Annotated in this window: 23 protein-coding genes; 18 read left to right on the top strand and 5 right to left on the bottom strand. The window is 27.3% G+C overall.

The window, feature by feature from the left end; genetic code table 11:
- Nucleotide 1: 1 nt before the first annotated feature.
- Genes ACTTA6_RS04130 through rsmA form a run of 5 tightly spaced genes read left to right on the top strand, consistent with a single transcriptional unit; the run spans nucleotide 2 to nucleotide 6,550 of the window.
- The gene (locus ACTTA6_RS04130) at nucleotides 2-1,075 is read left to right on the top strand and encodes an LptF/LptG family permease (protein ID WP_440614639.1); all 1,074 of its coding nucleotides are present in this window, start codon (nucleotides 2-4) and stop codon (nucleotides 1,073-1,075) included.
- Nucleotides 1,065-3,869 (top strand): LPS-assembly protein LptD, encoded by a 2,805-nt coding sequence (locus ACTTA6_RS04135; RefSeq protein WP_440614640.1) that lies wholly within the window; start codon nucleotides 1,065-1,067, stop codon nucleotides 3,867-3,869. The genes ACTTA6_RS04130 and ACTTA6_RS04135 overlap by 11 nt, the downstream gene beginning before the upstream one ends.
- A gap of 5 nt (nucleotides 3,870-3,874) precedes the next feature.
- A complete protein-coding gene (locus ACTTA6_RS04140; RefSeq protein WP_440614641.1) occupies nucleotides 3,875-4,807 on the top strand; it encodes a peptidylprolyl isomerase in 933 nt (310 codons plus the stop codon).
- A complete protein-coding gene (locus ACTTA6_RS04145) occupies nucleotides 4,797-5,768 on the top strand; it encodes a 4-hydroxythreonine-4-phosphate dehydrogenase PdxA (RefSeq protein WP_440614642.1) in 972 nt (323 codons plus the stop codon). The genes ACTTA6_RS04140 and ACTTA6_RS04145 overlap by 11 nt, the downstream gene beginning before the upstream one ends.
- Nucleotides 5,765-6,550, top strand: a complete 786-nt coding sequence (rsmA, locus tag ACTTA6_RS04150) for a 16S rRNA (adenine(1518)-N(6)/adenine(1519)-N(6))-dimethyltransferase RsmA (protein ID WP_440614643.1) — start codon at nucleotides 5,765-5,767, stop codon at nucleotides 6,548-6,550. The genes ACTTA6_RS04145 and rsmA overlap by 4 nt, the downstream gene beginning before the upstream one ends.
- On the opposite strand, the gene gmk is transcribed toward rsmA, so the two are convergent.
- From gmk to fabD, 4 genes are read right to left on the bottom strand one after another with little or no spacing between them, the layout of a single operon-like run.
- On the bottom strand, nucleotides 6,539-7,171 hold the full coding sequence (gmk, locus tag ACTTA6_RS04155; RefSeq protein WP_440614644.1) for a guanylate kinase: 633 nt from the start codon (nucleotides 7,169-7,171) through the stop codon (nucleotides 6,539-6,541). The two genes, rsmA and gmk, sit on opposite strands and share 12 nt — an antisense overlap.
- A gap of 8 nt (nucleotides 7,172-7,179) precedes the next feature.
- On the bottom strand, nucleotides 7,180-7,419 hold the full coding sequence (locus ACTTA6_RS04160; RefSeq protein WP_008544320.1) for an acyl carrier protein: 240 nt from the start codon (nucleotides 7,417-7,419) through the stop codon (nucleotides 7,180-7,182).
- A gap of 48 nt (nucleotides 7,420-7,467) precedes the next feature.
- On the bottom strand, nucleotides 7,468-8,205 hold the full coding sequence (fabG, locus tag ACTTA6_RS04165) for a 3-oxoacyl-[acyl-carrier-protein] reductase (RefSeq protein WP_440614645.1): 738 nt from the start codon (nucleotides 8,203-8,205) through the stop codon (nucleotides 7,468-7,470).
- Nucleotides 8,202-9,128 (bottom strand): ACP S-malonyltransferase, encoded by a 927-nt coding sequence (gene fabD, locus ACTTA6_RS04170; protein ID WP_440614646.1) that lies wholly within the window; start codon nucleotides 9,126-9,128, stop codon nucleotides 8,202-8,204. Before fabD ends, fabG begins: the two co-directional genes overlap by 4 nt.
- An 86-nt stretch (nucleotides 9,129-9,214) precedes the next feature.
- Here fabD and rpsF point away from each other — a divergent pair, with 86 nt between their 5' ends.
- The 12 genes from rpsF to ACTTA6_RS04230 all read left to right on the top strand — a co-directional run bounded on the left by rpsF (nucleotide 9,215) and on the right by ACTTA6_RS04230 (nucleotide 21,210).
- A complete protein-coding gene (rpsF, locus tag ACTTA6_RS04175; protein ID WP_440614647.1) occupies nucleotides 9,215-9,568 on the top strand; it encodes a 30S ribosomal protein S6 in 354 nt (117 codons plus the stop codon).
- Entirely contained in the window at nucleotides 9,568-9,840 is a 273-nt protein-coding gene (rpsR, locus tag ACTTA6_RS04180; protein ID WP_440614648.1) for a 30S ribosomal protein S18, read from the top strand. Before rpsF ends, rpsR begins: the two co-directional genes overlap by 1 nt.
- Nucleotides 9,840-10,298 carry a 50S ribosomal protein L9 gene (gene rplI / locus ACTTA6_RS04185; RefSeq protein ID WP_440614649.1) on the top strand — a complete coding sequence of 153 codons (459 nt, stop codon included), beginning with the start codon at nucleotides 9,840-9,842 and terminating at the stop codon, nucleotides 10,296-10,298. The genes rpsR and rplI overlap by 1 nt, the downstream gene beginning before the upstream one ends.
- 68 nt (nucleotides 10,299-10,366) lie before the next feature.
- On the top strand, nucleotides 10,367-11,785 hold the full coding sequence (locus tag ACTTA6_RS04190) for a replicative DNA helicase (protein WP_440614650.1): 1,419 nt from the start codon (nucleotides 10,367-10,369) through the stop codon (nucleotides 11,783-11,785).
- Nucleotides 11,786-11,805: 20 nt separating this feature from the next.
- Entirely contained in the window at nucleotides 11,806-14,199 is a 2,394-nt protein-coding gene (locus ACTTA6_RS04195; RefSeq protein ID WP_440614651.1) for an efflux RND transporter permease subunit, read from the top strand.
- Entirely contained in the window at nucleotides 14,199-14,744 is a 546-nt protein-coding gene (locus ACTTA6_RS04200; protein WP_440614652.1) for a CvpA family protein, read from the top strand. Before ACTTA6_RS04195 ends, ACTTA6_RS04200 begins: the two co-directional genes overlap by 1 nt.
- Nucleotides 14,698-16,179 (top strand): amidophosphoribosyltransferase, encoded by a 1,482-nt coding sequence (purF, locus tag ACTTA6_RS04205; protein ID WP_440614653.1) that lies wholly within the window; start codon nucleotides 14,698-14,700, stop codon nucleotides 16,177-16,179. The genes ACTTA6_RS04200 and purF overlap by 47 nt, the downstream gene beginning before the upstream one ends.
- A 3-nt stretch (nucleotides 16,180-16,182) precedes the next feature.
- Entirely contained in the window at nucleotides 16,183-16,740 is a 558-nt protein-coding gene (locus ACTTA6_RS04210; RefSeq protein ID WP_440614654.1) for an HD domain-containing protein, read from the top strand.
- Nucleotides 16,741-16,769: 29 nt separating this feature from the next.
- Nucleotides 16,770-18,065 (top strand): glutamate--cysteine ligase, encoded by a 1,296-nt coding sequence (locus tag ACTTA6_RS04215; protein WP_440614655.1) that lies wholly within the window; start codon nucleotides 16,770-16,772, stop codon nucleotides 18,063-18,065.
- Nucleotides 18,055-18,978 carry a glutathione synthase gene (gene gshB / locus ACTTA6_RS04220; RefSeq protein ID WP_440614656.1) on the top strand — a complete coding sequence of 308 codons (924 nt, stop codon included), beginning with the start codon at nucleotides 18,055-18,057 and terminating at the stop codon, nucleotides 18,976-18,978. The genes ACTTA6_RS04215 and gshB overlap by 11 nt, the downstream gene beginning before the upstream one ends.
- Nucleotides 18,975-19,850, top strand: a complete 876-nt coding sequence (locus ACTTA6_RS04225) for a DMT family transporter (protein WP_440614657.1) — start codon at nucleotides 18,975-18,977, stop codon at nucleotides 19,848-19,850. The genes gshB and ACTTA6_RS04225 overlap by 4 nt, the downstream gene beginning before the upstream one ends.
- Before the next feature lie 31 nt (nucleotides 19,851-19,881).
- Nucleotides 19,882-21,210 (top strand): MFS transporter, encoded by a 1,329-nt coding sequence (locus tag ACTTA6_RS04230; protein ID WP_440614658.1) that lies wholly within the window; start codon nucleotides 19,882-19,884, stop codon nucleotides 21,208-21,210.
- On the opposite strand, the gene ACTTA6_RS04235 is transcribed toward ACTTA6_RS04230, so the two are convergent.
- Complete coding sequence (locus ACTTA6_RS04235) at nucleotides 21,207-21,980, bottom strand: MOSC domain-containing protein (protein WP_440614659.1); 774 nt, start codon at nucleotides 21,978-21,980, stop codon at nucleotides 21,207-21,209. The two genes, ACTTA6_RS04230 and ACTTA6_RS04235, sit on opposite strands and share 4 nt — an antisense overlap.
- Before the next feature lie 11 nt (nucleotides 21,981-21,991).
- Between ACTTA6_RS04235 and ACTTA6_RS04240 the strand changes: the two genes are divergently transcribed.
- Nucleotides 21,992-22,816: a phytanoyl-CoA dioxygenase family protein gene (locus tag ACTTA6_RS04240; protein ID WP_440614660.1), complete on the top strand. Its 825-nt coding sequence runs from the start codon at nucleotides 21,992-21,994 to the stop codon at nucleotides 22,814-22,816.
- Nucleotides 22,817-22,820 lie beyond the last annotated feature (4 nt).

The following is a 22,820-nucleotide window of genomic DNA, read 5'->3' on the forward strand; positions in this document are numbered from 1 at the left end:
TATGAGTGTTTATATAAAATTTATTTCAATCTTATTTTTCAAATCAATAATTTATGTCTTTTTAATAATGATATCTCTTGTTTTTCTGTTAAATTTATTAAGTGAATTAGAATTTTTTAGAGATCTGGAGGTGGGTTTTAATTTTACTATATTTTTATCTATTTTGAACTCACCTTCTTTGATGTTTGAAATGTTTCCTTTTATTATGCTTATATCAGCCCAGCTTTTTTTTATAAAAATTTTTGAAAATAAAGAGATCGATATTTTTAAATATTCTGGTTTAAAAAATACAAAAATTTTACTTATCTTATGTTCACTTTCTATGTTGCTAGGAATATTAATTGTTACACTATTTTATAATTTTTCCTCGAATTTAAAAAATATTTATCTAGAATTAAAATCAAATTATACTAGCGATGGTAAATACTTAGCAGTAATAACAAAGAATGGTATTTGGATTAAAGATAGAATTGATAATAAAATCTTAATCACTAATTCATCTTCCATAGAACAAAACTTTTTAATTGATAATATTGTAACTGAGTTAGATGAAAACTTTAACGTCATAAGAAACATTAAAAGTAAAAAAATGAATATTTTAAACGATGATTGGATTATATTAGATGCTAAAGTTTATCAGGAAAGTGATTATTTTATAGAAAAAAACCTAAAATTAGAAACAAATTTTAATTATAAAAAAATAAAAACGCTTTATTCCAATCTATCTGCATTAAGTCTATTTGAACTGTATCAATTAAGAGAAAATTACAAAAAATTAAAATATTCACTTATTGATTTGGATTTACATATTTTAAAAATTATCTTTTTTCCAATCTTTTTAGTTTTAATAACACTATTTTCATCTTTAATAATGCTACAAATGAAAAAAATTAATGGAAATGCTTTCAAAGTAACAACAGGTTTATTTTGTTCTGTGATAATTTATTATTTAAATAACTTCTTTTATGTTTTAGGAAGTACTGAAAAAATTTCAATATTATTATCTTTATTTGTCCCTTTAATGATTTTATTAATAATTAACTTTTCAATGATATATAAAGTAAATGAAAAATAATTTATTTATATATATTATAATTTTATTATTTTATTCATTAAATATAAATGCATTTAGCCAAGATCAATTTAACTTTGAAATATCAGAAATTGAAATATTAGAAAATGGAAATAAAATTATTGGCAAAAATAAAGGAACAGCTAGTTCAAACACTGGAGTTATTATTAGTGCAAATGAGTTTCAATATAACAAAAATTTAAACACTCTAATAGCAATTGGTGAGGTAGAAATAATTGATGAAATTAATAATTACTCAATTTTTGCTGAAGAAGCAATTTATAAAAAAAATGAAGAAATAATATCAACATTAAAAAAATCTAAAGGTATAAGTCATATTGATAATGTATCGATTAAAGCAAAAAACTTTATTTACAATAGAAAATTAAATATCATTTCAGCTTTTGAAAATGTTTTTGTTGAGGATAAAAATCGAAATTATAATTTAAACTCTGATTTTGTAGAATATTCAATTCTAGAAAAAAAAATAATCACTGATGGCAATTCAAAATTTTTAAATCTTAACGATGAAAGCAACCTGGAAGCAAGGTCTTTTGAATTCAATATTAAAGAAAACATAATAATTGCAGAACAAGAAGTAGTATACAATGATACAAAAAAAAATTATAAAATTTTAGCTGATTCAATAACTTATTTTAAAAATATAGGTAAAGTTTTTTCTAAAGGAAGAACGACTGCAAAAATAAATGATAAATATGATTTTAGATCTCAAGATGTAACATATTTAAAAAATGAAATGGAACTTTCTTCAAATAAAAAGACAATTTTATTTGATGATAATAACTTTTATAGTTTATCAAATTTTAAATATCTTATTGAGTTAGAAACTTTAATTGGTGATGATATTTTAGTTAATACTAATCATAATACACCTAAAAGTGATAAATATTTTTTTTCTAACGCTATATTAAATTTAAAAGAAAATAATTTTATTGCAAAAGATACAATAATAAATTTTCATAAAAACCTTTTTGATGAAAATGAAAATGATCCAAGAATTAAAGGAGTTTCCTCAAATAAAAAAGGAGAATTAACAACCATTAACAAAGGAGTTTTCACAAACTGTAAGAAAAATGATAACTGTCCTCCTTGGTCTATGCAAGCTGAAAGTATTCAGCATGATAAAAATAAAAAACAAATAAATTATAAAAATGCTTTATTAAAAGTATATGATATTCCTGTATTATATTTTCCTAAATTTTTTCATCCCGACCCATCTGTTAAAAGGCAATCTGGATTATTAAGACCTGTATTAAATAATTCAAATGTTCTAGGAAATTCAATTACTATTCCTTACTTTCATGTAATTTCAGAAGATAGTGATATAACGATCACTCCAACATTATTTGATAGAGACTCTCAAATGTTGCAAAATGAATATAGAAAGTTAGGAAAAAATTATAACCTTAAAACTAACTTTGGATACACAAGAGATTACAAATCAACTAAATCAAATCAAAAGAAAAATTTAAGTTATCTATTTTCTAATCTAGAGTACGATTTAAATATAAGTGATTTTCAGTCAAGCAAACTATATTTTAAAGTAGAAAAAGTAAATAACGATACATTTTTAAAAGTATTTGACACAAGCCTTCTTGAGAATAGCACATCACTAAAACCAAAAAATTCTGATAGTTTGTTTAGTCAATTAAAGTTTAATTTAGAACATGAAAATTACAATTTAAATACAGGGATGAGTGTATATGAAAATTTAAAAGGTAGTAAAAGTGACAGATATCAATATGTATTTCCCTATTATAGTTTTGAAAAAAATATATTATCAAACATTGATGAAGGGTCTTTCAGCTTTAAATCAAGCGGAAGCAATGAGCTGATTAATACAAATCAAGTTAAATCAAAAATTATAAATGATCTTGATTTTTCAAGTATGAATTATATTTCAAATAATGGAGTAGAAAATACTTTCAGTGTTAGCTTAAAGAATATGAATACAATGGGTAAAGATACTTCGGAATATAAATCTAGTCCTCAAATTGAACTTTCATCAATAATTGAATTAAAATCAAAATTACCTTTACTAAAAAAAACAAAATTTTATCAAAATTATTTAACACCAAAAGCATCATTTAGATTTAATCCAAGTGATATGAAAAACCACAAAAACTCTTTCAGAACAGTGAATACTGATAATATTTTTTCAATAAATAGATTAGGAATAAATGATTCTCTTGAAGCAGATAAATCGCTAACATTGGGAATTGATTATAGAAAAGAAAATCTTGAAGATGTTAACAAATATTTTGAATTCAGATTAGCAACAGTTTTAAGAGATGATGAGGAAGATTTTATTCCAAAAAAAACAACATTAAATAGAAAAATGTCAAATATTTTTGGCTCTATTGAAAATAATTTTTCAAATATCATTCATTTTAATTATAATTTTGCAATAGATAATGACTTAAAAACATTTGAATATAACGATATTAACACCACAATTTCATTAAATAATCTAGTTACAAAATTTAATTATGTTAAAGAAAGTGGTGATATGGGTGATGAAAATTTTATATCAAATTCTTCTAGTTACAAGATTGATGAAAATAAAATTTTCACATTTAATACAAGAAGAAATAGAAAATTAAATTTAACAGAATACTATGATCTAGTATACCAATATAAGAATGACTGTTTAACGGCGGGTATTAAATATAAAAAAACATATTATGAAGATAGAGATTTAAAACCAACTGAAGATATATTTTTTACAGTTACCTTATTTCCATTAACAACTTATGAACATAAAATAGATAGATAATTTAAATGAAAAAGATAATCAAATTAATTTTGATTTTATGCTTTAGCTTAGTATTGCTAGCTACAAATAAAACATTTGCCTCAAAAAATAAAATAATACTAAAAGTGGAAAACTCGATCATAACATCTGTAGATATTTTAAATGAAATTAAATATCTTAGTTTGCTTAATAAAAATTTAGATAAACTAGATCAAAAAAAAAAAATTGAGATTGCAAAAAATTCATTAATAAAAGAAAAAGTTAAATCTATTATATTATCTAGATATTTTAAAAATTTTGACTTAGATCAAAAATATTATGAAAATTTAATTAATGATTTTGCTAAAAGAATTAATATTGAAAGTCATGAAGAATTAAAAATATTCTTAAAGAAGAGAAATTTAAAGTTTAATGAAATTGAAAAAAAGATAAAATTAGAAATAATGTGGAATCAATTAATTTTAAGTAAATTTTCAAAAGATGTTAAAGTTAATATAGATGAAATAAGGCAAGATGTCTTAAGAAGTAATATCCAAAGAGAATACTTAATTTCAGAAATATTATTTTCAATTAAAGAAAATGAAAAAATAAAACTAAAGTTAGATAAAATAAAGAAAGATGTAAAAGAAAGTAGTTTTGAAAATGCAGCCCTTATACATAGCATTTCAAATTCTGCAAATAATGGTGGAAAATTAGGTTGGATTAAAGAAAATTCATTAAGTAATAAAATCAAAATAGAATTATCTAAAATTTCAAAAGGTGATTATACAGATCCAATAGTTATACCAGGAGGATTCTTGATCCTCAAAATAAATGAAGTGAGAGAAATTAAAATTAAGAATAACATAGATGATGAAATTAAAATTATTTCAAAAGAAATAGCTAATAAGCAATTAAATCAATTTTCATCTATTTTTTATAATAAAACCATAAAAAATATTCAAATTAATGAGTTATAAACAACCAATACTCATTGTGCCTGGAGAACCTAACAGTGTTTTCTTAGAACTTTTCTTTAAATCATTAAAAAAAGTAAAAATTAAATCACCTTTAATTTTAATAGCCTCCCATAAGCTTATTAAACTTCAAATGAAAAAATTAAAATATAGTTATAAAATTAATATTATAAATAAATATAATTTTGATATCAAAAAACTTAAAAACAAATCTATAAATTTAATAAATGTTAATTATTCAACAAATATAGCTTTTAGCAAAGCATCTTCAGACTCAAACAAGTATATAAACCAATGTTTTGAAACTTTGTTTAAGTTAATTAATAGATTTAGTTATAAAAAAATTATCAATGGACCAATCAACAAAAAAAAATTCTTAAAAAAACAACATCTTGGCATAACAGAATTTATTTCAGAAAAATTTAATATTAAAAAAAATGTTATGTTGATTTACAATAAAAAACTATCTGTCTGCCCTTTAACAACACATCTTCCTTTAAAAAATGTAGCAAAAGAAATAAATAAAAAATTAATACTAGAAAAAATAAAAATTTTAAATGAATTCTATAAAAAGAAATTGCATGTAAAAAAACCTAGAATAGCTATACTGGGTTTAAATCCTCATTGTGAGAGTGTTGATAAATATAATGAAGATGAAAAAATTATAAAACCATCGGTGAATTATCTAAAAAAAAGAAAATATTTTATTGATGGACCTTTTCCTGCTGATACTATTTTTTTAAAACAAAATAGAAAAAAGTATGATGTTATTGTAGGTATGTATCATGATCAAGTCTTAACGCCTATAAAAACACTATATGAATACGATGCAATAAATATAACTTTAGGACTTCCTTTTATAAGAGTTTCACCAGATCATGGGCCAAACGAAAACATGCTTGGAAAAAATAAATCTAACCCACTTAGTTTAATGAGAGCAATTTCATTCTTAGATAAAAATTGATTAAAGCAAAAAAAAGTTTAGGCCAAAATTTTTTAATTGATAGTAATGTATTAAATCAAATTGTTAATTGTGTTAAAATTGAGAACAAAACTATTTTGGAAATAGGACCTGGCACAGGAAACCTCACAAAATTCATTTTAAATAAAAACCCGAAAAAATTTACAGTTATTGAAAAAGATAAGATTCTTATAAGTAACTTAAAAGAAAAATTTAAAGAAAAATTAAACATTATTAATGATGACGTTTTGAATATTGATGAGACCACATTATTTAATGAAAAAGTACAAGTATTTGGAAATTTACCATACAATATTTCAACAGAAATTCTAAGCAAATGGATAGTTAATTTAAAAAAAGATTTTTGGTTTGAAAATTTAGTTTTAATGTTTCAAAAAGAGGTGGCTGATAGAATAATAGCAAAATATAATAATACAAATTATGGAAGACTATCTATCCTTGCAAATTGGAAGTTAGTTGTTCAAAAAATTTGTGATATTAAACCAACTTCATTTTCACCTAAACCAAAAGTAGATAGTACTTTACTCTTATTTACTCCAAAAAAAAATTTTTATAGAATAAATTATCCTAAAAACTTAGAAAAAATAACCCGTATTTTTTTTAACAGCAGAAGAAAAATGATTAAGAAGCCATATAATCAAATCTTTAACGGTGATCTTAGAATTTTAGAAAAACTTAAAATTGATTTAAGTTTAAGACCTCAGAATTTAGATTGTGAAACTTATTATAAACTTACTGAGGAATATGAGAACTTACGAAGTTAGTTTTTCAATATGGTTTCTTACAAAATTTAAATCGTAATCTTTAGAACCATCATTTAATTCTGCTTCTATAAGATTATCAATTTTAAAGTAACATTTTTCTAGTTCATCATTTATGATTACGTAATCATAATTTATCCAATGCAAAACATCTCTTTCAAATTGTTTCATCCTTTCTTCAGCAATCAACTTGTCTTTCATATCTCTATTTGAAAGTCTTTGAAATAAAACTTCTTTACTTGGAGGTAAAATAAAAAAGGAAATTAATTTAAAATCTAATTTTTTATTTTTAATTTGATCAGCACCTTGCCAATCAATATCAAATAAAACATTCTTACCTTTATTTAAATTATCAATAACAGGTGTTCTTGTTGTCCCATAATAATTATTAAATACTTTTGCATATTCTAGAAATTCTTCATTCTTGATTAATCTTTGAAATTCATTGTCATTAACAAAGTAATAATCTTTATGGTTAACTTCACCTGGTCGAGGATTTCTAGTTGTGTGAGAAACTGAAATAACGTAATTTTTTTTTTTTGATAGTAAATTTACTAGTGTAGTCTTCCCTGCACCGGAGGGGGAAGAAAGTATTATCATTACCCCATCTTTTTCTGAGGGCATTGAAATTTCTAGTTTGCTTTTCCTTCGATAAATTTAACTGCATCTCCAACAGTTAAAATTTTCTCTGCTTCACTATCTGAGATTTCAGATCCAAATTCTTCTTCAAAAGCCATCACTAATTCAACGGTATCTAGACTATCAGCGCCTAAATCATCTATAAAACTTGATTCTTCAGTTACTTTAGCTTCATCTATACCTAAGTGATCAGCTACAATTTTTTTTACTTTGCTTGAAACGTCTTCTGACATATTGATCCTTTTTGTTATATTTCGTTAATAGTTTAAAAAGCTATTTTGTCAAGCCATATACATGCCACCATTAACATGCAATGTTTCGCCATTTATGTAGCTGGATTGATCAGAGCATAAAAAACTAACAGCATTTGCAATATCATCAGGCTCTCCGAGACGTGCTGAGGGTATTTTTGATATAATCGTTTCTTTAAACTTTTCATCTATCTTATCTGTCATTGCAGTTTTAATAAATCCTGGAGAGATACAATTAACATTGATGTTTTTCTTAGCATATTCAATTGCTAAGCTTTTTGACATTGCCACTATTCCAGCTTTTGACGCGGTGTAGTTAGCTTGACCTAAGTTTCCTGTATGGCCAACAACAGAAGTAATATTAACAATTTTTCCAGATTTATTTTTTAACATTTTTTTTATGGCGAATTTACTCATCAAAAATGTTGAAGTTAAATTAATATCAATTACCTTTTTCCATTCGTCTAAACTCATTCTAATAGCTAAATTATCCTGAGTAATTCCAGCATTATTAACAATGCAATCTAAACTACCACCCAATTCTTTTGTTGCATTTTCAATAAATTCATCAATTTTTTCACTTTGAGATATATCAAACTTCAAAATATTTATTCTTTCAAATTCTTTTTTTAATTCTTCAAGTTTCTCAATTCTTGTTCCCGAAGCTAAAATATTAGCACCACTTTCATTTAATTTTTTTACAATTGAATTTCCTATTCCTCCAGATGCACCTGTAACAATTATATTTTTATCTTTTAAATCATTCATATTTTTAAATTTTCTATATTCTCTAGACTGTTTATCGTATTAATTTTAACTTCTTTATTAATCCTTTTTACCAAACCTGACAGAACTTTCCCAGGTCCAATTTCTATAAAATGATCTACATCATTATTTATTATATTTAAGACACTCTCTCTCCATCTTACTCTATTTTCAATTTGTTTTATTAATAGTGATTTTAAATCTTCAGTATTTGAAATCACCTCAGCTGTTACATTTGATATCAACTTGTTGCTCCCGTCAGAAAATGAAATTTTACTTAATTCTTCTGTCATAATCTCAGTTGCTTTGCTCATAAGGCTACAGTGAAAAGGAGCACTAACTGGAAGTTTTATATTTTTAATTGAATTCTCTTTTAGTACCTCAATTAATTTTTCTAAATCTTGAGTTTTTCCACTCAAAACAATTTGCCCTTCTGAATTATCATTTGCTATTTGTGCTTTAAATTTAGATTCATTGTCATTTATTATTTTTTCTATTATTTCAACAGTTGATCCAAGCACTGCAACCATACCACCCTCACCCTTTGGTACAGAATTTTGCATAGCATCGCCTCTGATTCTTAAAATTTTTAATGTTTCTGCAAAGTTTAAATATCCAGCGCAAGATAAAGCAGAATACTCTCCTAAAGAATGACCAGCAAAATACTTTGCTTCATTTAAATCAATATTAAATTCCTTTTTAATAACGTTAAATATAGAATAGCTTATTAAAAAAATTGCTGGTTGTGTATTTGCTGTTAAATCAAGCTCTTCTTTAGGTCCTTCTAATATTAGCTTTGAAATTGAATAATTTAGTGTCTCGTCCGCCTCTTTAAATAGGCTTTTCACAAGCTCAAATTTGTCATAAAACTCTTTTCCCATTCCAACTATTTGAGATCCTTGACCCGGGAATATTACTGAAAACATATAAAAATATTAATAATTTTGTGTTTTTATCTATTGTAATTGAACTTTTATAATAGTATATCCTCACTTTTTATTAAAGAACATAAATGAACTTATACGAACATACTATAATAGCTAGACAAGATACATCTCCAAGTGAGTTAAAGCAGTTAACTGAAAAATATTCAAAAATTGTTGAAAAAAATGAGGGTAAAGTTGTAAAAACTGAGAACTGGGGCCTTCTAAACCTTTCTTACCTAATCAAGAAAAATAAAAAAGGAAGTTACATTCACTTTAAAATTAAAGGTAAAGGTAAAGTAGTTGAAGAGTTAGAGAAAAATGAAGCTATTGATAAAAAATTATTAAGGTATCTAACTGTTAGAGTAAAAGAATTTGATTTAGATGCTAATTACTTTGGAAAAAAAGAAGATAGTGAAAACAAAGAAAGTACCAAAAACTAATGCCAAAAAGACAAAGTGGAAATAAAAAAGGAAAACAAAGTAACTTTGCAAAGTTAAGTATTTTTCAACCAAACAAATATAAATTTAAAAAGACTTGCCCACTTTCAGTAAAAGGAGCACCTAAAATTGATTATAAAAATATCAAACTTTTAAAAAGATATGTTTCTGAAAATGGAAAAATTTTACCTTCAAGAATTACAAACGTTTCTCAAAAAAAACAAAGAGAATTATCTTTATCGATTAAAAGAGCAAGAAACCTAGCTTTGATATAATGAAAGTAATTTTATTAGAAAACGTTAAAAGAATTGGATCTGTTGGAGAGGTAATAGATGTAAAAAGAGGTTTTGCTAGAAACTTTTTGATTGCAAACAAAAAAGCTCTTTATGCCTCCAAAGAAAATATTAAAGAAGTAGAAAAAATAAAAGCAGAATTATCTAAAAAAGATAATGAGAGAAAACAAGAAGCAGCTAAGATAGCGGAACAAATCAATAATAAAGAATACTCAGTTCAAAAACTAAGCACTGAAAACAATGAACTTTATGGTTCAGTAAAACCAACTGAAATTTCAAAACTTATTCAAGAAGAAAACAAAATTGAGATCAAACCTTCAATGATACAACCAGTTGAAGAAATTAAATCTTTAGGAAAATTCAAAGTTAAAATTTCTTTACACTCTGAAGTTGATGCTGAGATAGTTGTTAATGTTACATCAGCAGATACAATTCAATAATTATACATTCTTTTCAACAGCTGAAATTTAAAATTTAAATAATAAATTTTTTTTTGTAAGTTTATTTTATGGAAAATAACTTAAGTATAGTTAAAGACAAATTCAAAGAATTACCAAATAACATTGAAGCTGAACAAGCTGTAATCGGCTCGATACTGGTTAGTAATGATATTTTTGATGAAGTAAATACGATTGTTTCTTCTATTAACTTTTACGATCCTATGCATCAAAAGATTTTTGAAGCTATCGAAAGTCTTATCTACAAAGGTATGCTTGCTAATCCCATAACTTTGAAAAATTATTTTGAAGATGAAAAAGATGACATCAATGTTCCAGAGTATTTGGTAAAAGTAACTAAGTTTTCTACATCTGTAAGACAAGCAGTAGAGTATTCAAAAATTATATACGATATGTTTGTCAGAAGAGAGCTGATCAAAATTTCTGAAGAAACTATCGATAGTGCAAAATTGAATGATCTTGATACTAGTGGTCAAACTATAATTGAGAATTCTGAACGACAATTATTTGATTTAGCTGAAAAGGGATCTTTTAGCTCCTCACTTATTAAATTTGACGATGCCATGAAACAAACTATAGAGATGGCTTCAGCTGCATATAAAAATGAAGAAGGAATTGTTGGGGTTCCAACAGGGCTCAGAGACTTAGATGATAAACTTGGAGGTTTGCACCAATCTGATTTAATCATTATTGCAGGTCGTCCATCAATGGGGAAAACTTCACTTGCTACAAATATTGCATTCAATGCTGCACAAAAATTACAAGATAGTGGTAAAAAATCTTCTATAGCTTTTTTCTCTTTAGAAATGTCATCTGAACAGCTTTCTACTCGAATTATCTCAGAACAAGCAAGAATTAGCTCAAACGATATAAGAAGAGGAAGAATTTCTGATGATCAATTTGATAAATTTCTTGAGACTTCTAAAAATATAGCTGAACTTCCACTTTATATAGATGAAACACCGGCTATCAGCATTGCAGCACTAAGTAATAGAGCAAGAAGAATTAAAAGACTGTTTGGATTAGATATGATCGTGGTTGATTATATTCAGTTAATGAGGGGAACAACTTATAATAAAGATGGTAGAGTTCAGGAAATCTCTCAAATTACGCAAGGGCTAAAAGCAATAGCAAAAGAACTAGCTGTTCCAGTTGTTGCTTTATCGCAGTTATCAAGACAAGTTGAACAAAGAGATGACCACAAACCTCAATTAGCAGATTTAAGAGAATCAGGTTCGATCGAGCAAGATGCAGATGTTGTAATGTTTGTTTATAGAGAAGGATATTATCTATCTAGAAAAGAGCCAAGAGAAGCAACTGTAGAACATGCTGAATGGCAAGCTAAAATGAATGAGGTAGCACACTTAGCACAAATTATAATTGGGAAACAACGACACGGTCCAATTGGTAATATAACACTTGAGTTTGAGGAAAGATTTACGAAATTTAAAGATACTCAAACTAATTAATTTCCAATATAAAAGAGCTAATGTTAGCTCAAATGTATCAAAACTTAGTTTTAAAGAACCCAAAGGCAATATTTGTATTGCTTCTTATTTCTATTCTAAGTTTTGGTTATTATTCAAAAGACTTTAGACTAGATGCTTCATCAGAAACCTTATTAATTGATGGAGATCCAGATCTCGCATACCTGCAAGAAATTACTGAAAGATACGGGTCTAAAGAATTTTTAGTTCTCACCTATACTCCTAATGAAGGAATGGTGACAGACTCCTCAATAAATAATCTGTTGAGTATAAAATACAAAATTCAAAGTTTAGATTGGGTTCATAGTGTTATTACGCTTTTAGATATACCACTTTTAAATAATTCAGATGCACCACTTCAGGAAAGATTAGAAAGCTTTAAAACTTTAAAAGATGAAGAGGTGGACAGAGAAAGAGGATTTAGTGAAATTTTAAATAGTCCTGTTTTTAGGAATTTTGTAATAAGTGAAGATGGTAAGACAAGCGGGATCATTGTTAACATCAAACAAAATAAAAAATTAGAAGATATTGAAAATAAATCTAGAGAAGAAATTGAAAATTACAAAGATCAAATCAAAAAACAAAATCATCAAAACATTTTAGAGATAAGACAAGTAATTCAAAGTTATGGCGATGTTGGAAAAATTTACTTAGGTGGAATTCCAATGATCGCAGATGATATGATGACTTTTATTAAAAGTGATATCATTGTGTTTGGTATTGGAGTTTTATTATTTATCATAGCAACTCTTTGGTTTGTATTTAGAAATCTAATTTGGATTGTAGTTCCTATTAGTAGTTGTTTTTTCTCTGTAATTATTATGATGGGTCTACTTGGATTACTTGGGTGGAAAGTAACTGTTATTTCATCAAACTTTATTGCCTTAATGCTTATTCTTACAATGGCAATGAACATTCATATGAATACCAGGTTTCTTCAGCTTAAAAAAAATTTTCCATCAAAAGACAACTTTGAAATCATTTCTCTAACAACTAGCAAAATGTTTTGGCCTATATTGTATACAGTTTTAACAACAATTTTGGCTTTCTTGTCTTTAATCTTTAGTGAAATTAAACCAATTATAGATTTTGGATGGATGATGACTTTTGGTTTGATTACATCTTTTATAATTACTTTTACTTTACTGCCTACCCTTTTAAGTTTTACTTCAACAGGAAATGTATCTCTAAAAAAAGAACAAGATTCTAAAATTACATCAATACTTGGTTCAATTTCTTTAAATAATAAATTTACAATTTTTTCTGCAACTGGAATTATTATTGTCTTAAGTGTAGTTGGAATTAGCAAACTCGAAGTTGAGAATAGCTTTATAAATTATTTCGATAAAAATACTGAAATATACAAAGGAATGAAGCTAATTGATGAAGAACTTGGTGGAACTACACCTTTAGAAGTTATTTTAAAGTTTCCTAAAAAAGAAGAAAAGAAATCAGAGGATGATGATGAGTTTGAAGATTGGGGAGATGAAGAAGATACTAATGATGAAAAATATTGGTTTACTAAGGATAAGATAGATAGAATTGCATCTGTTCATAATTATTTAGATAGTCTTCCACAAGTTGGTAAAGTTTTATCTTTTTCGTCAATTATTGATGTTGCAACACAACTAAATAATAACAACCCACTTGGTACTTTAGAGATGGGAGTATTATACTCAAAGATACCTGAAAGTATTAAAACAGAGATAATTGATCCATACTTATCCATAGAAAATAATGAAGCTCGAATAAGTCTTAGAATAATAGACTCGCAAGAAAATTTAAGAAGAAATGACTTAATTAATAAAATAAATTTTGATCTAGAAAATGAATTAGGATTAGAAAAAGATGATTATAAATTAGCAGGCGTATTAATATTATTTAACAATTTATTACAAAGTTTGTTTAAGTCACAAATTTTGACACTTGGTTTGGTTATGATTGGTATTTTCTCAATGTTCATTATTTTATTTAGAAATATAAAACTTTCATTAATAGGTGTTGTTCCAAATTTTATAGCTGCATTCTTTATTTTGGGGATTATTGGTTTGCTAGGAATACCATTGGATATGATGACTATCACAATTGCTGCAATTACAATCGGTATAGCTGTTGATAATAGTATTCACTATATCTATAGGTTCAAAGAAGAATTCAATAAACTTAAAGATTACAACCAGACATTAAAAACTTGTCATTCAACAGTTGGAGTTGCAATTTTAAATACCTCGATCACAATTGTTTTTGGTTTTTCAATTTTAGTATTGTCTAAATTTATACCAACTATCTATTTTGGAATGTTTACAGGTCTTGCAATGTTACTTGCAATGATATCAGTCTTAACTTTGCTGCCTGCTTTGATATTGGTAGTTAAACCTTTTGGTAAAGATGCTTAATGGTAGATGCTCTTAAAGATTTTTTTGAAGCATCTTCTATTATTGATTTAATCTATATCGCAGTAACCATATGGTCTTTAATTAGTTGTTACAGAAAAGGGTTTGTCTTAAGCATACTTTCAATGGCAAAATGGCTCTTGGCCTACGTTATTACACTAATTTTATTTCCACGTATAAAACCTTATGTAAAAGATATAATCGACAACGAATATGTTCTCGATGTTGGACTTGGAATTGCAATATTTATAGTTGTTATCTTTTTAGTCTTATTAGTTAACAAAGGTATCAGTAAAGCAATAAAATATACTGGCATTGGTGGCTTGGATACTACCTTCGGATTCTTTTTTGGGTTTGTTAAAGCATATATTGTATGTGTATCAATTTTTTCTGGAGTACATATTGTTTATAACTACGATAAATGGCCAATTAATTTAGATAAATCATACGTCTTTCCATATTTGAAAAAAGGTAGTAGTTATCTTGTTGAAGAATTTCCTAATGAAAAAACATATCAAGAATCTAAAGAAAAAATTGAAGATATTTGATCCAAAACTAAAAGAAGAATGTGGAGTATTTGGCATAAGCAATGCAAAAGATGCCTCTGCATTAACAGCTTTAGGTTTGCACGCACTTCAGCATAGAGGCCAGGAAGGTTGTGGAATTGTTACCTTTGATGGCGAAAAATATTATTCGGAAAAAAGATTTGGCTTAGTTGGAGATAATTTTAATAAAGAAAAAGTTTTAAAAAACCTTAAAGGTAATTATGCTATTGGACATAATCGATATAGCACTACTGGCAACAATATTTTAAGAAACATCCAGCCTTTTTTTGCAGATACTAATGCAGGTGGAATTGGGGTATCTCACAACGGAAACTTAACAAATTCAATATCTTTAAGAAACAAACTCGTAGAAGAAGGAGCAATTTTTTATACTACTTCTGATACAGAAACTATTGTTCAGTTAATTGCTAAATCTAAAAGATCAAAAACAATTGATAAAGTTATTGATGCAATATTCCAAATCCAAGGAGGATATGCTTTGGTAATGATGACACAAAAATCTCTAATAGGTGTAAGAGATCCTTATGGAATTAGACCATTGATGATTGGAAAACTAGGAAGTAGCTATGTGCTAGCTTCTGAAACTTGTGCATTAGATATTATTGGAGCAAAATTTATAAGAGAAGTAGAGAACGGTGAAATAGTGTTAATTGAAAATGATGAACTAACTAGTATAAAGCCCTTCCCTCCTAAAAAAGTAAGACCGTGTGTGTTTGAGTATATTTATTTTTCAAGACCAGATAGCTTACTTGATAATAAAACAGCTTATGAGCATAGAAAAAATTTAGGAAAAGAACTTGCAAAAGAAAATGATGTTGAAGCAGATATAGTTGTTCCTGTACCAGACTCAGGTAATGCTGCAGCTCTCGGTTTTGCTCAAAACTTAAAAATGAATTTTGAACATGGTTTAATTAGAAATCACTATGTTGGAAGAACTTTTATTGAGCCAAGTCAGCAAATTAGAAGTTTGGGTGTAAAATTAAAATTAAATGCAAACCAAAGCACTATTAAAGATAAAAAAATTATTTTAATTGATGACTCGCTAGTGAGAGGAACTACTTCATATAAAATTGTTAAAATGCTATATGATGCAGGTGCAAAAGAAGTTCATGTTAGAATTGCTTGTCCTGAGATCAAATATCCAGATTTTTATGGTGTAGATACCCCAACTAAAAAAGAGTTATTAGCAGCAAATAAAACTAATGACGAAATTTGTGAATACATAGGAGCAAAATCACTTAAATTTTTATCTATTGATGGATTATATAGAGCAATTGGTTTTGACAAAAGAAATGAAACTTACCCTCAATTAACTGACCATTATTTTACTGGTGATTACCCAGTTAAACCTGTTGATGAATTGGGTGATAATAAAATAACTCAACTTTCTTTATTAAGTACAGCATCTAATAATTAAAATATGAAAACAGTAAATTTTACTGAAATGAAAAATGGAACCAAGGATGAGTACTTGTTGCTTGATGAGTATGAGCAAAAATATATTGATGGTACTGCTGATCGAATATTAAAATTTATGAGTGGATTAAATTCTACTTTAGAGGGATACAAAATAACTAGACTTGAACACTCTCTTCAAACTGCAACAAGAGCTTTTAAAGATAATGCAGATGAAGAAATGGTAGTTGCAGCTTTGTTACATGATATTGGAGACGAGTTAGCTCCTGTTAATCATTCAGAATATGCAGCTTCAGTTTTAAAACCTTATGTTTCAGAAAAAACACATTGGATCATTCAAAAGCATGGTGAGTTTCAAATGTATTATTACGCGCATCATCTTGGAAAGAATCAAAATCAAAGAGATAAATATAAAGATCATAAATATTTTAACGATGCTGTAGAGTTTTGTGAGAAATGGGACCAGGCGTCTTTTGATCCAGACTATAAAAGTATGAAATTAGAGGAATTTGCGCCAATGGTGAGAAAAATATTCTCAAGAAAGCCCTATTCTTTACTTTAAATTAAATTAAAATCCACTATCTAAAACGCATGATTAACAATAAAGAGAAAATTATTGAATATTTTAAATCTGGTATCAAAGAAGATAAAGATTTTAGAATTGGTATCGAACATGAAAAGTTTTTATTCAATACTAAAGACAATAAAAGAATTGATTACCTAAAGGTAAAAGAAATGTTTACAGCCTTAACTGAGTTTGGCTGGAACCCTGTTTTTGAAAAAGAAAACATTATTGGTTTAAATAAAGCTGGTAAAAATATTACACTAGAACCTGGTAACCAAATTGAATTATCAGGTGATAAGTTAAACCATATGCATGAAGCATGTGCAGAGTCTCAAGACTATTTATTTGAATTAAAACAAGTTACTAAAAAATTAGATATCAAAATAGTTAGTGCAGGTTTTGATCCTATTTCAAAATTAGAAGATATTCCAGACAATCCTAAGCAACGTTATGAGTTAATGACAAAAGTCATGCCACTAGGTGGAGAGCTTAGTTTAGACATGATGTATCGAACGTGTGGAACACAATTAAATATTGATTACAATTCAGAAGAAGATTTTATTAAAAAATTTAAATTAGCTAATTCTATTGTTCCAATTTCAATTGCACTATTTGCAAACTCATCAATCGTTGAAAAAAAGAACAGTAATTATTTATCTTATAGATCTAAAGTATGGCAAAGCACTTCAAGAGGAGGTTTGCCTAAGTTATTTTTTGAAAATTTAGATTTTGAGAAATATGCAGAATTTGTCATGAACTTTCCAATTTTATTCATTCAACATAATGATCAGTATATTTCAGGAAGGAAATATACATTTAAAGATTTTATGGATGGAAAAATTGAAGAAATAGGAAATAGACTTCCAACAGAAACTGATCTTACAACTCACTTAAGTACAATCTTCACTGAAAACAGACTGAAGAAGTATATTGAACTTAGATCAATGGATACCTGTGGTTGGGATTGCCTATGTGCTGGACCAGCTTTTAATATTGGTATGTTATATGGAAATTTAGATGAAGCATACGAATTAGTCTCTTCATGGGAAACGGACAAAATAATTAATGCTTATCTAGAAGCTCCACAAAAAGGATTTAATACTCAATTAATGGGTAAAGACTTATTGTATTGGACTTCTGCTCTTTTGAACATTTCTAGAAAAGGATTAGAGAAAAGAGATGTCATTAGTAAAAAAGGAAATAACGAAACTATCTTCTTAAATCATTTGCAAAATGTAGTTGATAATAAGACTACAAATGCAGATCATATGATTAGTAAATTTTCGAAAGATGAAAATTTAGAAGAATTATATGACAAATAAAATAGTAGCTGTTCAAGGCAACCATCCCTCTTCCTTAAACCCTGTAACTGATACTAGTGCTTTTTTAGCTAACGAAATACAAAACAAATATAAGATTTTTTATTATGATCCAAAAGATCTATCAATAATTAACAAAAAAGTTATAGCTAAAGGTTCTTTCATTAAGTTCAATTATCAAAACAAGAAATTTTACAAAATCATTAAAGAACAAACTTTAGACCTTGCAAAATGTAAGTTTATTTTAATCCGTCAAGATCCGCCATTTAATTTAGAATATATTTCAACTACTTACATTTTAGATTTTATTAAAAATAAAGTTAAAATAATCAATAACCCAACATCTATCAGAAACATCTCTGAAAAGTTATATTCAACAAAATATTTGAAATATATGCCTGATACACTTTTTTCTCAGGATATAAATGAAATCAAAAATTTTATTAAAAAACATAAGAAAGTAATTATCAAACCTATTCATAGTTATAGTGGTAATGATATTCACTTATTAAATAAATTTAATTCAAAACTTATTAATAAATTTATTAAAAAACATGATCATATCATGTGTCAAAAATTTTTACCTAAGATTAATAAAGGAGACAAAAGAGTTTTTATAATTAATGGAAAAGTTTGTGGTGCAATTTCTAGAGTTCCTAAGAAGGGATCTTATTTAAGCAATATGAGCAAAGGCGCTAAACCAATTAATATCAATTTAACTAAGCAAGAAAATAAAATTTCAAAATTAATTGCAAAAGATTTAAAAAAAGAAAATATATATTTTGCAGGGATTGATTTTATAGATCAAAAATTAAATGGAGATATCAATGTTACTTCCCCTACAGGTCTTAAAACTTTTTTTGATTTATCAGGAATAAATTTAGCAAAAACTTTTTGGAAAGAATTAAAGGCATGAACAATTTAACAGATCAACAAAAAGGTTCTTTAATGGCTTTTGTTGCAGTGATGTTTATCACTCCTGATAGTTTATTTATTAGGCTTTCAAATGTAGATACTTGGGGATTAGTTTTCTATAGAGGTATCATTCCATTTGTAACTGTATTTGCTGGAATGTTGTTTATTTACAAATCAAGTTTTTTTAAATTACTCTATGGAAATTCAATTTATGGTGTTGCTTATATAGTTACGTTTTCCATTACCAATATTACTTTTGTACTATCAATTCAAAACACAAATGTTGCAAACACACTTGTTATGATTGCACTTGCACCAATGTTATCTGCTATTTTTGGTGCAATATTTTTAAAAGAAAAACCAGATCGAAATACTTTAGTTGCTATTGCAATTACGTTTTTAAGTGTTCTTTATATATTTTACGACTCAGTGAAATTAGGAAATATTTTTGGAGATATTTTAGGTTTTATTACTGCATGCGGTCTCGCTGCAGGAGCAACAATCATCAGAGCTGGTAAAAGCCTTAACCTAGTTCCTTCAGCTGTGGTCGGTAAACTAGTCGTAGCATTAGTAGCTTTATTCTTTATCGATACGTTTGAGCTAAAAGACAATGATATTTATATCATTCCAGCGATGTGTATCCTTTGTGTGGCCATTCCTTTTGTGTTGGTAACACTAGCTCCAAGATACATAACAGGAGCTGAGGTAAATCTATTCTTTCTAATGGAAACAGTATTGGGACCCATTTGGGTGTGGATGGTTGTTAAAGAACAGCCTTCAATGGAGACAATTCAGGGAGGAGTGGTAATCATTTTAACAATCGCTATTCACTCATTCCTAGCCATAAAAAAAACACAAACCAAAACTACTTAGCCCGCAATTTATTGATACTTAAAATTTAGAAATGCAAAAAGAAGTAAAAAAATCCTGGGCCCTATTTATAGGTATTGGAACCATGATGATAGCTCATGGATTACAAATGCAGATAATGGGGATTAGATCTGTGCTTGAAGACTTTAGTGTTTTTACCACAGGGATCTTCATGTCAGGATATTATGTTGGTTATTTTATTGGCTCAAGAACAACTCCAAATTTTGTATCTAAGGTTGGTCACATCAGAGTGTTTGCAGCTTTTGCATCCCTTGCATCACTTAGTGCATTGCTTGCGGTAGTTTATGTAAATCCATTTATGTGGACAGTGAGTAGATTTATAACAGGTATCAGTTTAGTTAGTTGTTACGTTGTTACTGAAAGTTGGTTAAACGATAGAGCAACTAATAAGAATAGAGGGCAATTATTATCTGCATACATGATGGTAATTTATTTCGGTCTTGCAGTTGGAATGTTGTTACTTAACTTAAGTGAACCAAAAGCCTATGAACCTTTTATTTTGGTATCTGTGCTTTTATCTTTAGCACTTGTTCCAATTTTATTAACAAAAAGACCAGCTCCAAAATTTAAAAAAATTGAAACAATTAGTATTAAAGAACTTTATGAAATCTCTCCTCTTGGAACTTTTAGTTCTTTTTTCACTGGAGTAATTCATGCTGCATTTTTTTCATTAATTTCAGTTTACGCAACCCTTGCAAAACTAACTTTATTTGAAACTTCAATTCTTTTGTTTATAGCAACAATTGCGGGAGTGTTAAGTCAAGGACCAATTGGATATTTTTCTGATCAATACGATAGAAGAAGGGTAATTATCGTAACAACATTTGGAAGTTCCGCTTTAGCATTATTATCAATTTTAACTTCTAATGATCCTATACAAAACATTTATTATATGGATGAACTTGCATTTAAAAAAATAGTTTTCTTTATTGCGGTTGGTCTCTATTCAAGTTTATGTCTTCCATTATTTTCTTTAAATCTTGCGCACACTAATGACTTTGTACCAAAATCTAAATTCGTAGCTGCTGGAGGAGGACTTCAATTAATTTTTGGTGTTGGTGCAATAAGTGGTCCAATTTTATGTTCACTATTCATGGGTTGGTTTGGATTAAATGGATTTTTTGGATTTTTAATTATAGTTCATGCTTTAATTGGTGCATTTGGTTTATACAGAATGAGAATAAGAGAAACTGTGGACAATCCAGATTCTACATTTACACCTGTTCCTGCAACCATCACACCTGCCGGATTAGAATTAGATCCAGATACTCCAGAAACATTAGATAACACTGCTACAAACGAAACAAAAAATGTTTTTGAGGAACCTAGTTCAACAAATTAAATTATAATTTTATCCTCAATAGAGACTTCACCATCCTCTAGGGGAATTAAATAAACTCCAAGATCCATGTGATCATAAAATTCTTTAAGTTTCTGAGGAAGGTTAAAAGTTATTTCACCTGATTTAGGTTTCAAATTAGTTGCTGAACATCTTGGAATATGATCATCAACTTTAAAGGGTACACCATTAATATTGATGGTTTTACCTATCCAATTTCTCTCCTCCCAAGCACCTAAACCACTTACGTAGAAGTTTCCTCTAAACCTTTGGTGTTCTACTTCTTTACCCATGTTTTTTTCAAAGTCTTTAACACTATTGTGATTTATCAAAGATATTGAGTTCATTAACTCTCCCCCACTATTTGTATCAAAAAAAGGATTTTGGTTATTCTTTAGTAGAAATACTGGTCCTTTAACTTGGCTATCTAAATTTAATACTTTTTGTTCTATTAAACGTACTTCTTCAGGATTGTTAGGATTGATTGAAAATAATTTTTTTTGATCATCAAATAATTCTAGATTTCCTTCATTAAATTCAAATGAATATTTATTAAGTATAGGTGTATTTTTTAAAGTAAGAAAATTTATTAATTTTCTTTCAACAGGCTCTTGTTCCATTTTTTGAGCCTCTCCAGTATCTAATAGTCTTGAGAATGCAAACAAACGATCATTAATAATTCCTATATTTTTTTTAATCTCACATTTATTAATTTTTTGAAACGAGATTGATTTTACTGGTGAAAAATAAATAGAGGATATGCTAATATTCATTCCAAAAACATATGGCTAATTTAAATTCAAATCAACTTAAAGAATACCAAGATCAAGGTTACTTGGCTCCAATTGATATTTTATCAAAAGAAGAAGCACAAGAAGCAAGAGATGAAATTGAATTAATCGAAAAAGAAATGCCTGATGAAATTGATAAATCAGAAAGATACAATGCTCATTTAATTTCACCAAAACTAGATGCCATAGTTCATAATTCAAAACTATTAGATGCTGTAGAAAGTATTATTGGAAAAAATATTTTAGTATGTGGAACAACTTTGTTTATAAAAAATCCTAACCAAACAGGTTTTGTAAGTTATCATCAGGATGCAAAATATATTGGTTTAGAACCTCATAATTGGGTTACGGCTTGGGTAGCTTTAACAGATTCAAATGAAGAAAATGGTTGTATGAAAATGTGGCCTAAATCACATATAGAAATCAAAGATCATGATGAAAAATTTAATGAAGGAAATTTGTTAACAAGAGGTCAGACAGTTGATGGTGTTCCAGAAGGTGAAGTCAAATCAGTTGAACTTGTTGCAGGTCAAATGTCATTGCACCATCCAAGAATAGTTCATGGATCAGGAATAAACAAAAGTAATGACAGAAGAATTGGATTTGTAATCCAAAGTTATATTGGCACCAATGTTAAACAAGTATTAGGTAAAAATAGTGTTCAATTAGCAAGAGGAGTTGATGAATTTCATCACCATGAGATAATTCAAAGACCAAAATCACTGATGAATAAAGAAGATTTGTTGATTAAAAAAAGAGAAAATCAAAATCTTCAAGATATTTTTTATAAAGGCTCAGATAAAAAAGGAAACTACTAATTAA

The sequence above is a fragment of the Candidatus Pelagibacter sp. HIMB1636 genome (assembly GCF_052047675.1).
In the GTDB taxonomy this organism is placed as follows: Bacteria; Pseudomonadota; Alphaproteobacteria; order Pelagibacterales; family Pelagibacteraceae; genus Pelagibacter.

What these genes read in the sequence shown, in the direction of transcription:
- ACTTA6_RS04130 (WP_440614639.1), top strand. Translation starts at nt 2, where the DNA reads ATGAGTGTTTATATAAAATTTATTTCAATCTTATTTTTCAAATCAATA.
- ACTTA6_RS04135 (WP_440614640.1), top strand. Translation starts at nt 1,065, where the DNA reads ATGAAAAATAATTTATTTATATATATTATAATTTTATTATTTTATTCA.
- ACTTA6_RS04140 (WP_440614641.1), top strand. Translation starts at nt 3,875, where the DNA reads ATGAAAAAGATAATCAAATTAATTTTGATTTTATGCTTTAGCTTAGTA.
- ACTTA6_RS04145 (WP_440614642.1), top strand. Translation starts at nt 4,797, where the DNA reads ATGAGTTATAAACAACCAATACTCATTGTGCCTGGAGAACCTAACAGT.
- gmk (WP_440614644.1), bottom strand. Translation starts at nt 7,171, where the DNA reads ATGCCCTCAGAAAAAGATGGGGTAATGATAATACTTTCTTCCCCCTCC.
- ACTTA6_RS04160 (WP_008544320.1), bottom strand. Translation starts at nt 7,419, where the DNA reads ATGTCAGAAGACGTTTCAAGCAAAGTAAAAAAAATTGTAGCTGATCAC.
- fabG (WP_440614645.1), bottom strand. Translation starts at nt 8,205, where the DNA reads ATGAATGATTTAAAAGATAAAAATATAATTGTTACAGGTGCATCTGGA.
- fabD (WP_440614646.1), bottom strand. Translation starts at nt 9,128, where the DNA reads ATGTTTTCAGTAATATTCCCGGGTCAAGGATCTCAAATAGTTGGAATG.
- rpsF (WP_440614647.1), top strand. Translation starts at nt 9,215, where the DNA reads ATGAACTTATACGAACATACTATAATAGCTAGACAAGATACATCTCCA.
- rpsR (WP_440614648.1), top strand. Translation starts at nt 9,568, where the DNA reads ATGCCAAAAAGACAAAGTGGAAATAAAAAAGGAAAACAAAGTAACTTT.
- rplI (WP_440614649.1), top strand. Translation starts at nt 9,840, where the DNA reads ATGAAAGTAATTTTATTAGAAAACGTTAAAAGAATTGGATCTGTTGGA.
- ACTTA6_RS04190 (WP_440614650.1), top strand. Translation starts at nt 10,367, where the DNA reads ATGGAAAATAACTTAAGTATAGTTAAAGACAAATTCAAAGAATTACCA.
- ACTTA6_RS04195 (WP_440614651.1), top strand. Translation starts at nt 11,806, where the DNA reads ATGTTAGCTCAAATGTATCAAAACTTAGTTTTAAAGAACCCAAAGGCA.
- ACTTA6_RS04200 (WP_440614652.1), top strand. Translation starts at nt 14,199, where the DNA reads ATGGTAGATGCTCTTAAAGATTTTTTTGAAGCATCTTCTATTATTGAT.
- purF (WP_440614653.1), top strand. Translation starts at nt 14,698, where the DNA reads ATGAAAAAACATATCAAGAATCTAAAGAAAAAATTGAAGATATTTGAT.
- ACTTA6_RS04210 (WP_440614654.1), top strand. Translation starts at nt 16,183, where the DNA reads ATGAAAACAGTAAATTTTACTGAAATGAAAAATGGAACCAAGGATGAG.
- ACTTA6_RS04215 (WP_440614655.1), top strand. Translation starts at nt 16,770, where the DNA reads ATGATTAACAATAAAGAGAAAATTATTGAATATTTTAAATCTGGTATC.
- gshB (WP_440614656.1), top strand. Translation starts at nt 18,055, where the DNA reads ATGACAAATAAAATAGTAGCTGTTCAAGGCAACCATCCCTCTTCCTTA.
- ACTTA6_RS04225 (WP_440614657.1), top strand. Translation starts at nt 18,975, where the DNA reads ATGAACAATTTAACAGATCAACAAAAAGGTTCTTTAATGGCTTTTGTT.
- ACTTA6_RS04230 (WP_440614658.1), top strand. Translation starts at nt 19,882, where the DNA reads ATGCAAAAAGAAGTAAAAAAATCCTGGGCCCTATTTATAGGTATTGGA.
- ACTTA6_RS04235 (WP_440614659.1), bottom strand. Translation starts at nt 21,980, where the DNA reads ATGAATATTAGCATATCCTCTATTTATTTTTCACCAGTAAAATCAATC.
- ACTTA6_RS04240 (WP_440614660.1), top strand. Translation starts at nt 21,992, where the DNA reads ATGGCTAATTTAAATTCAAATCAACTTAAAGAATACCAAGATCAAGGT.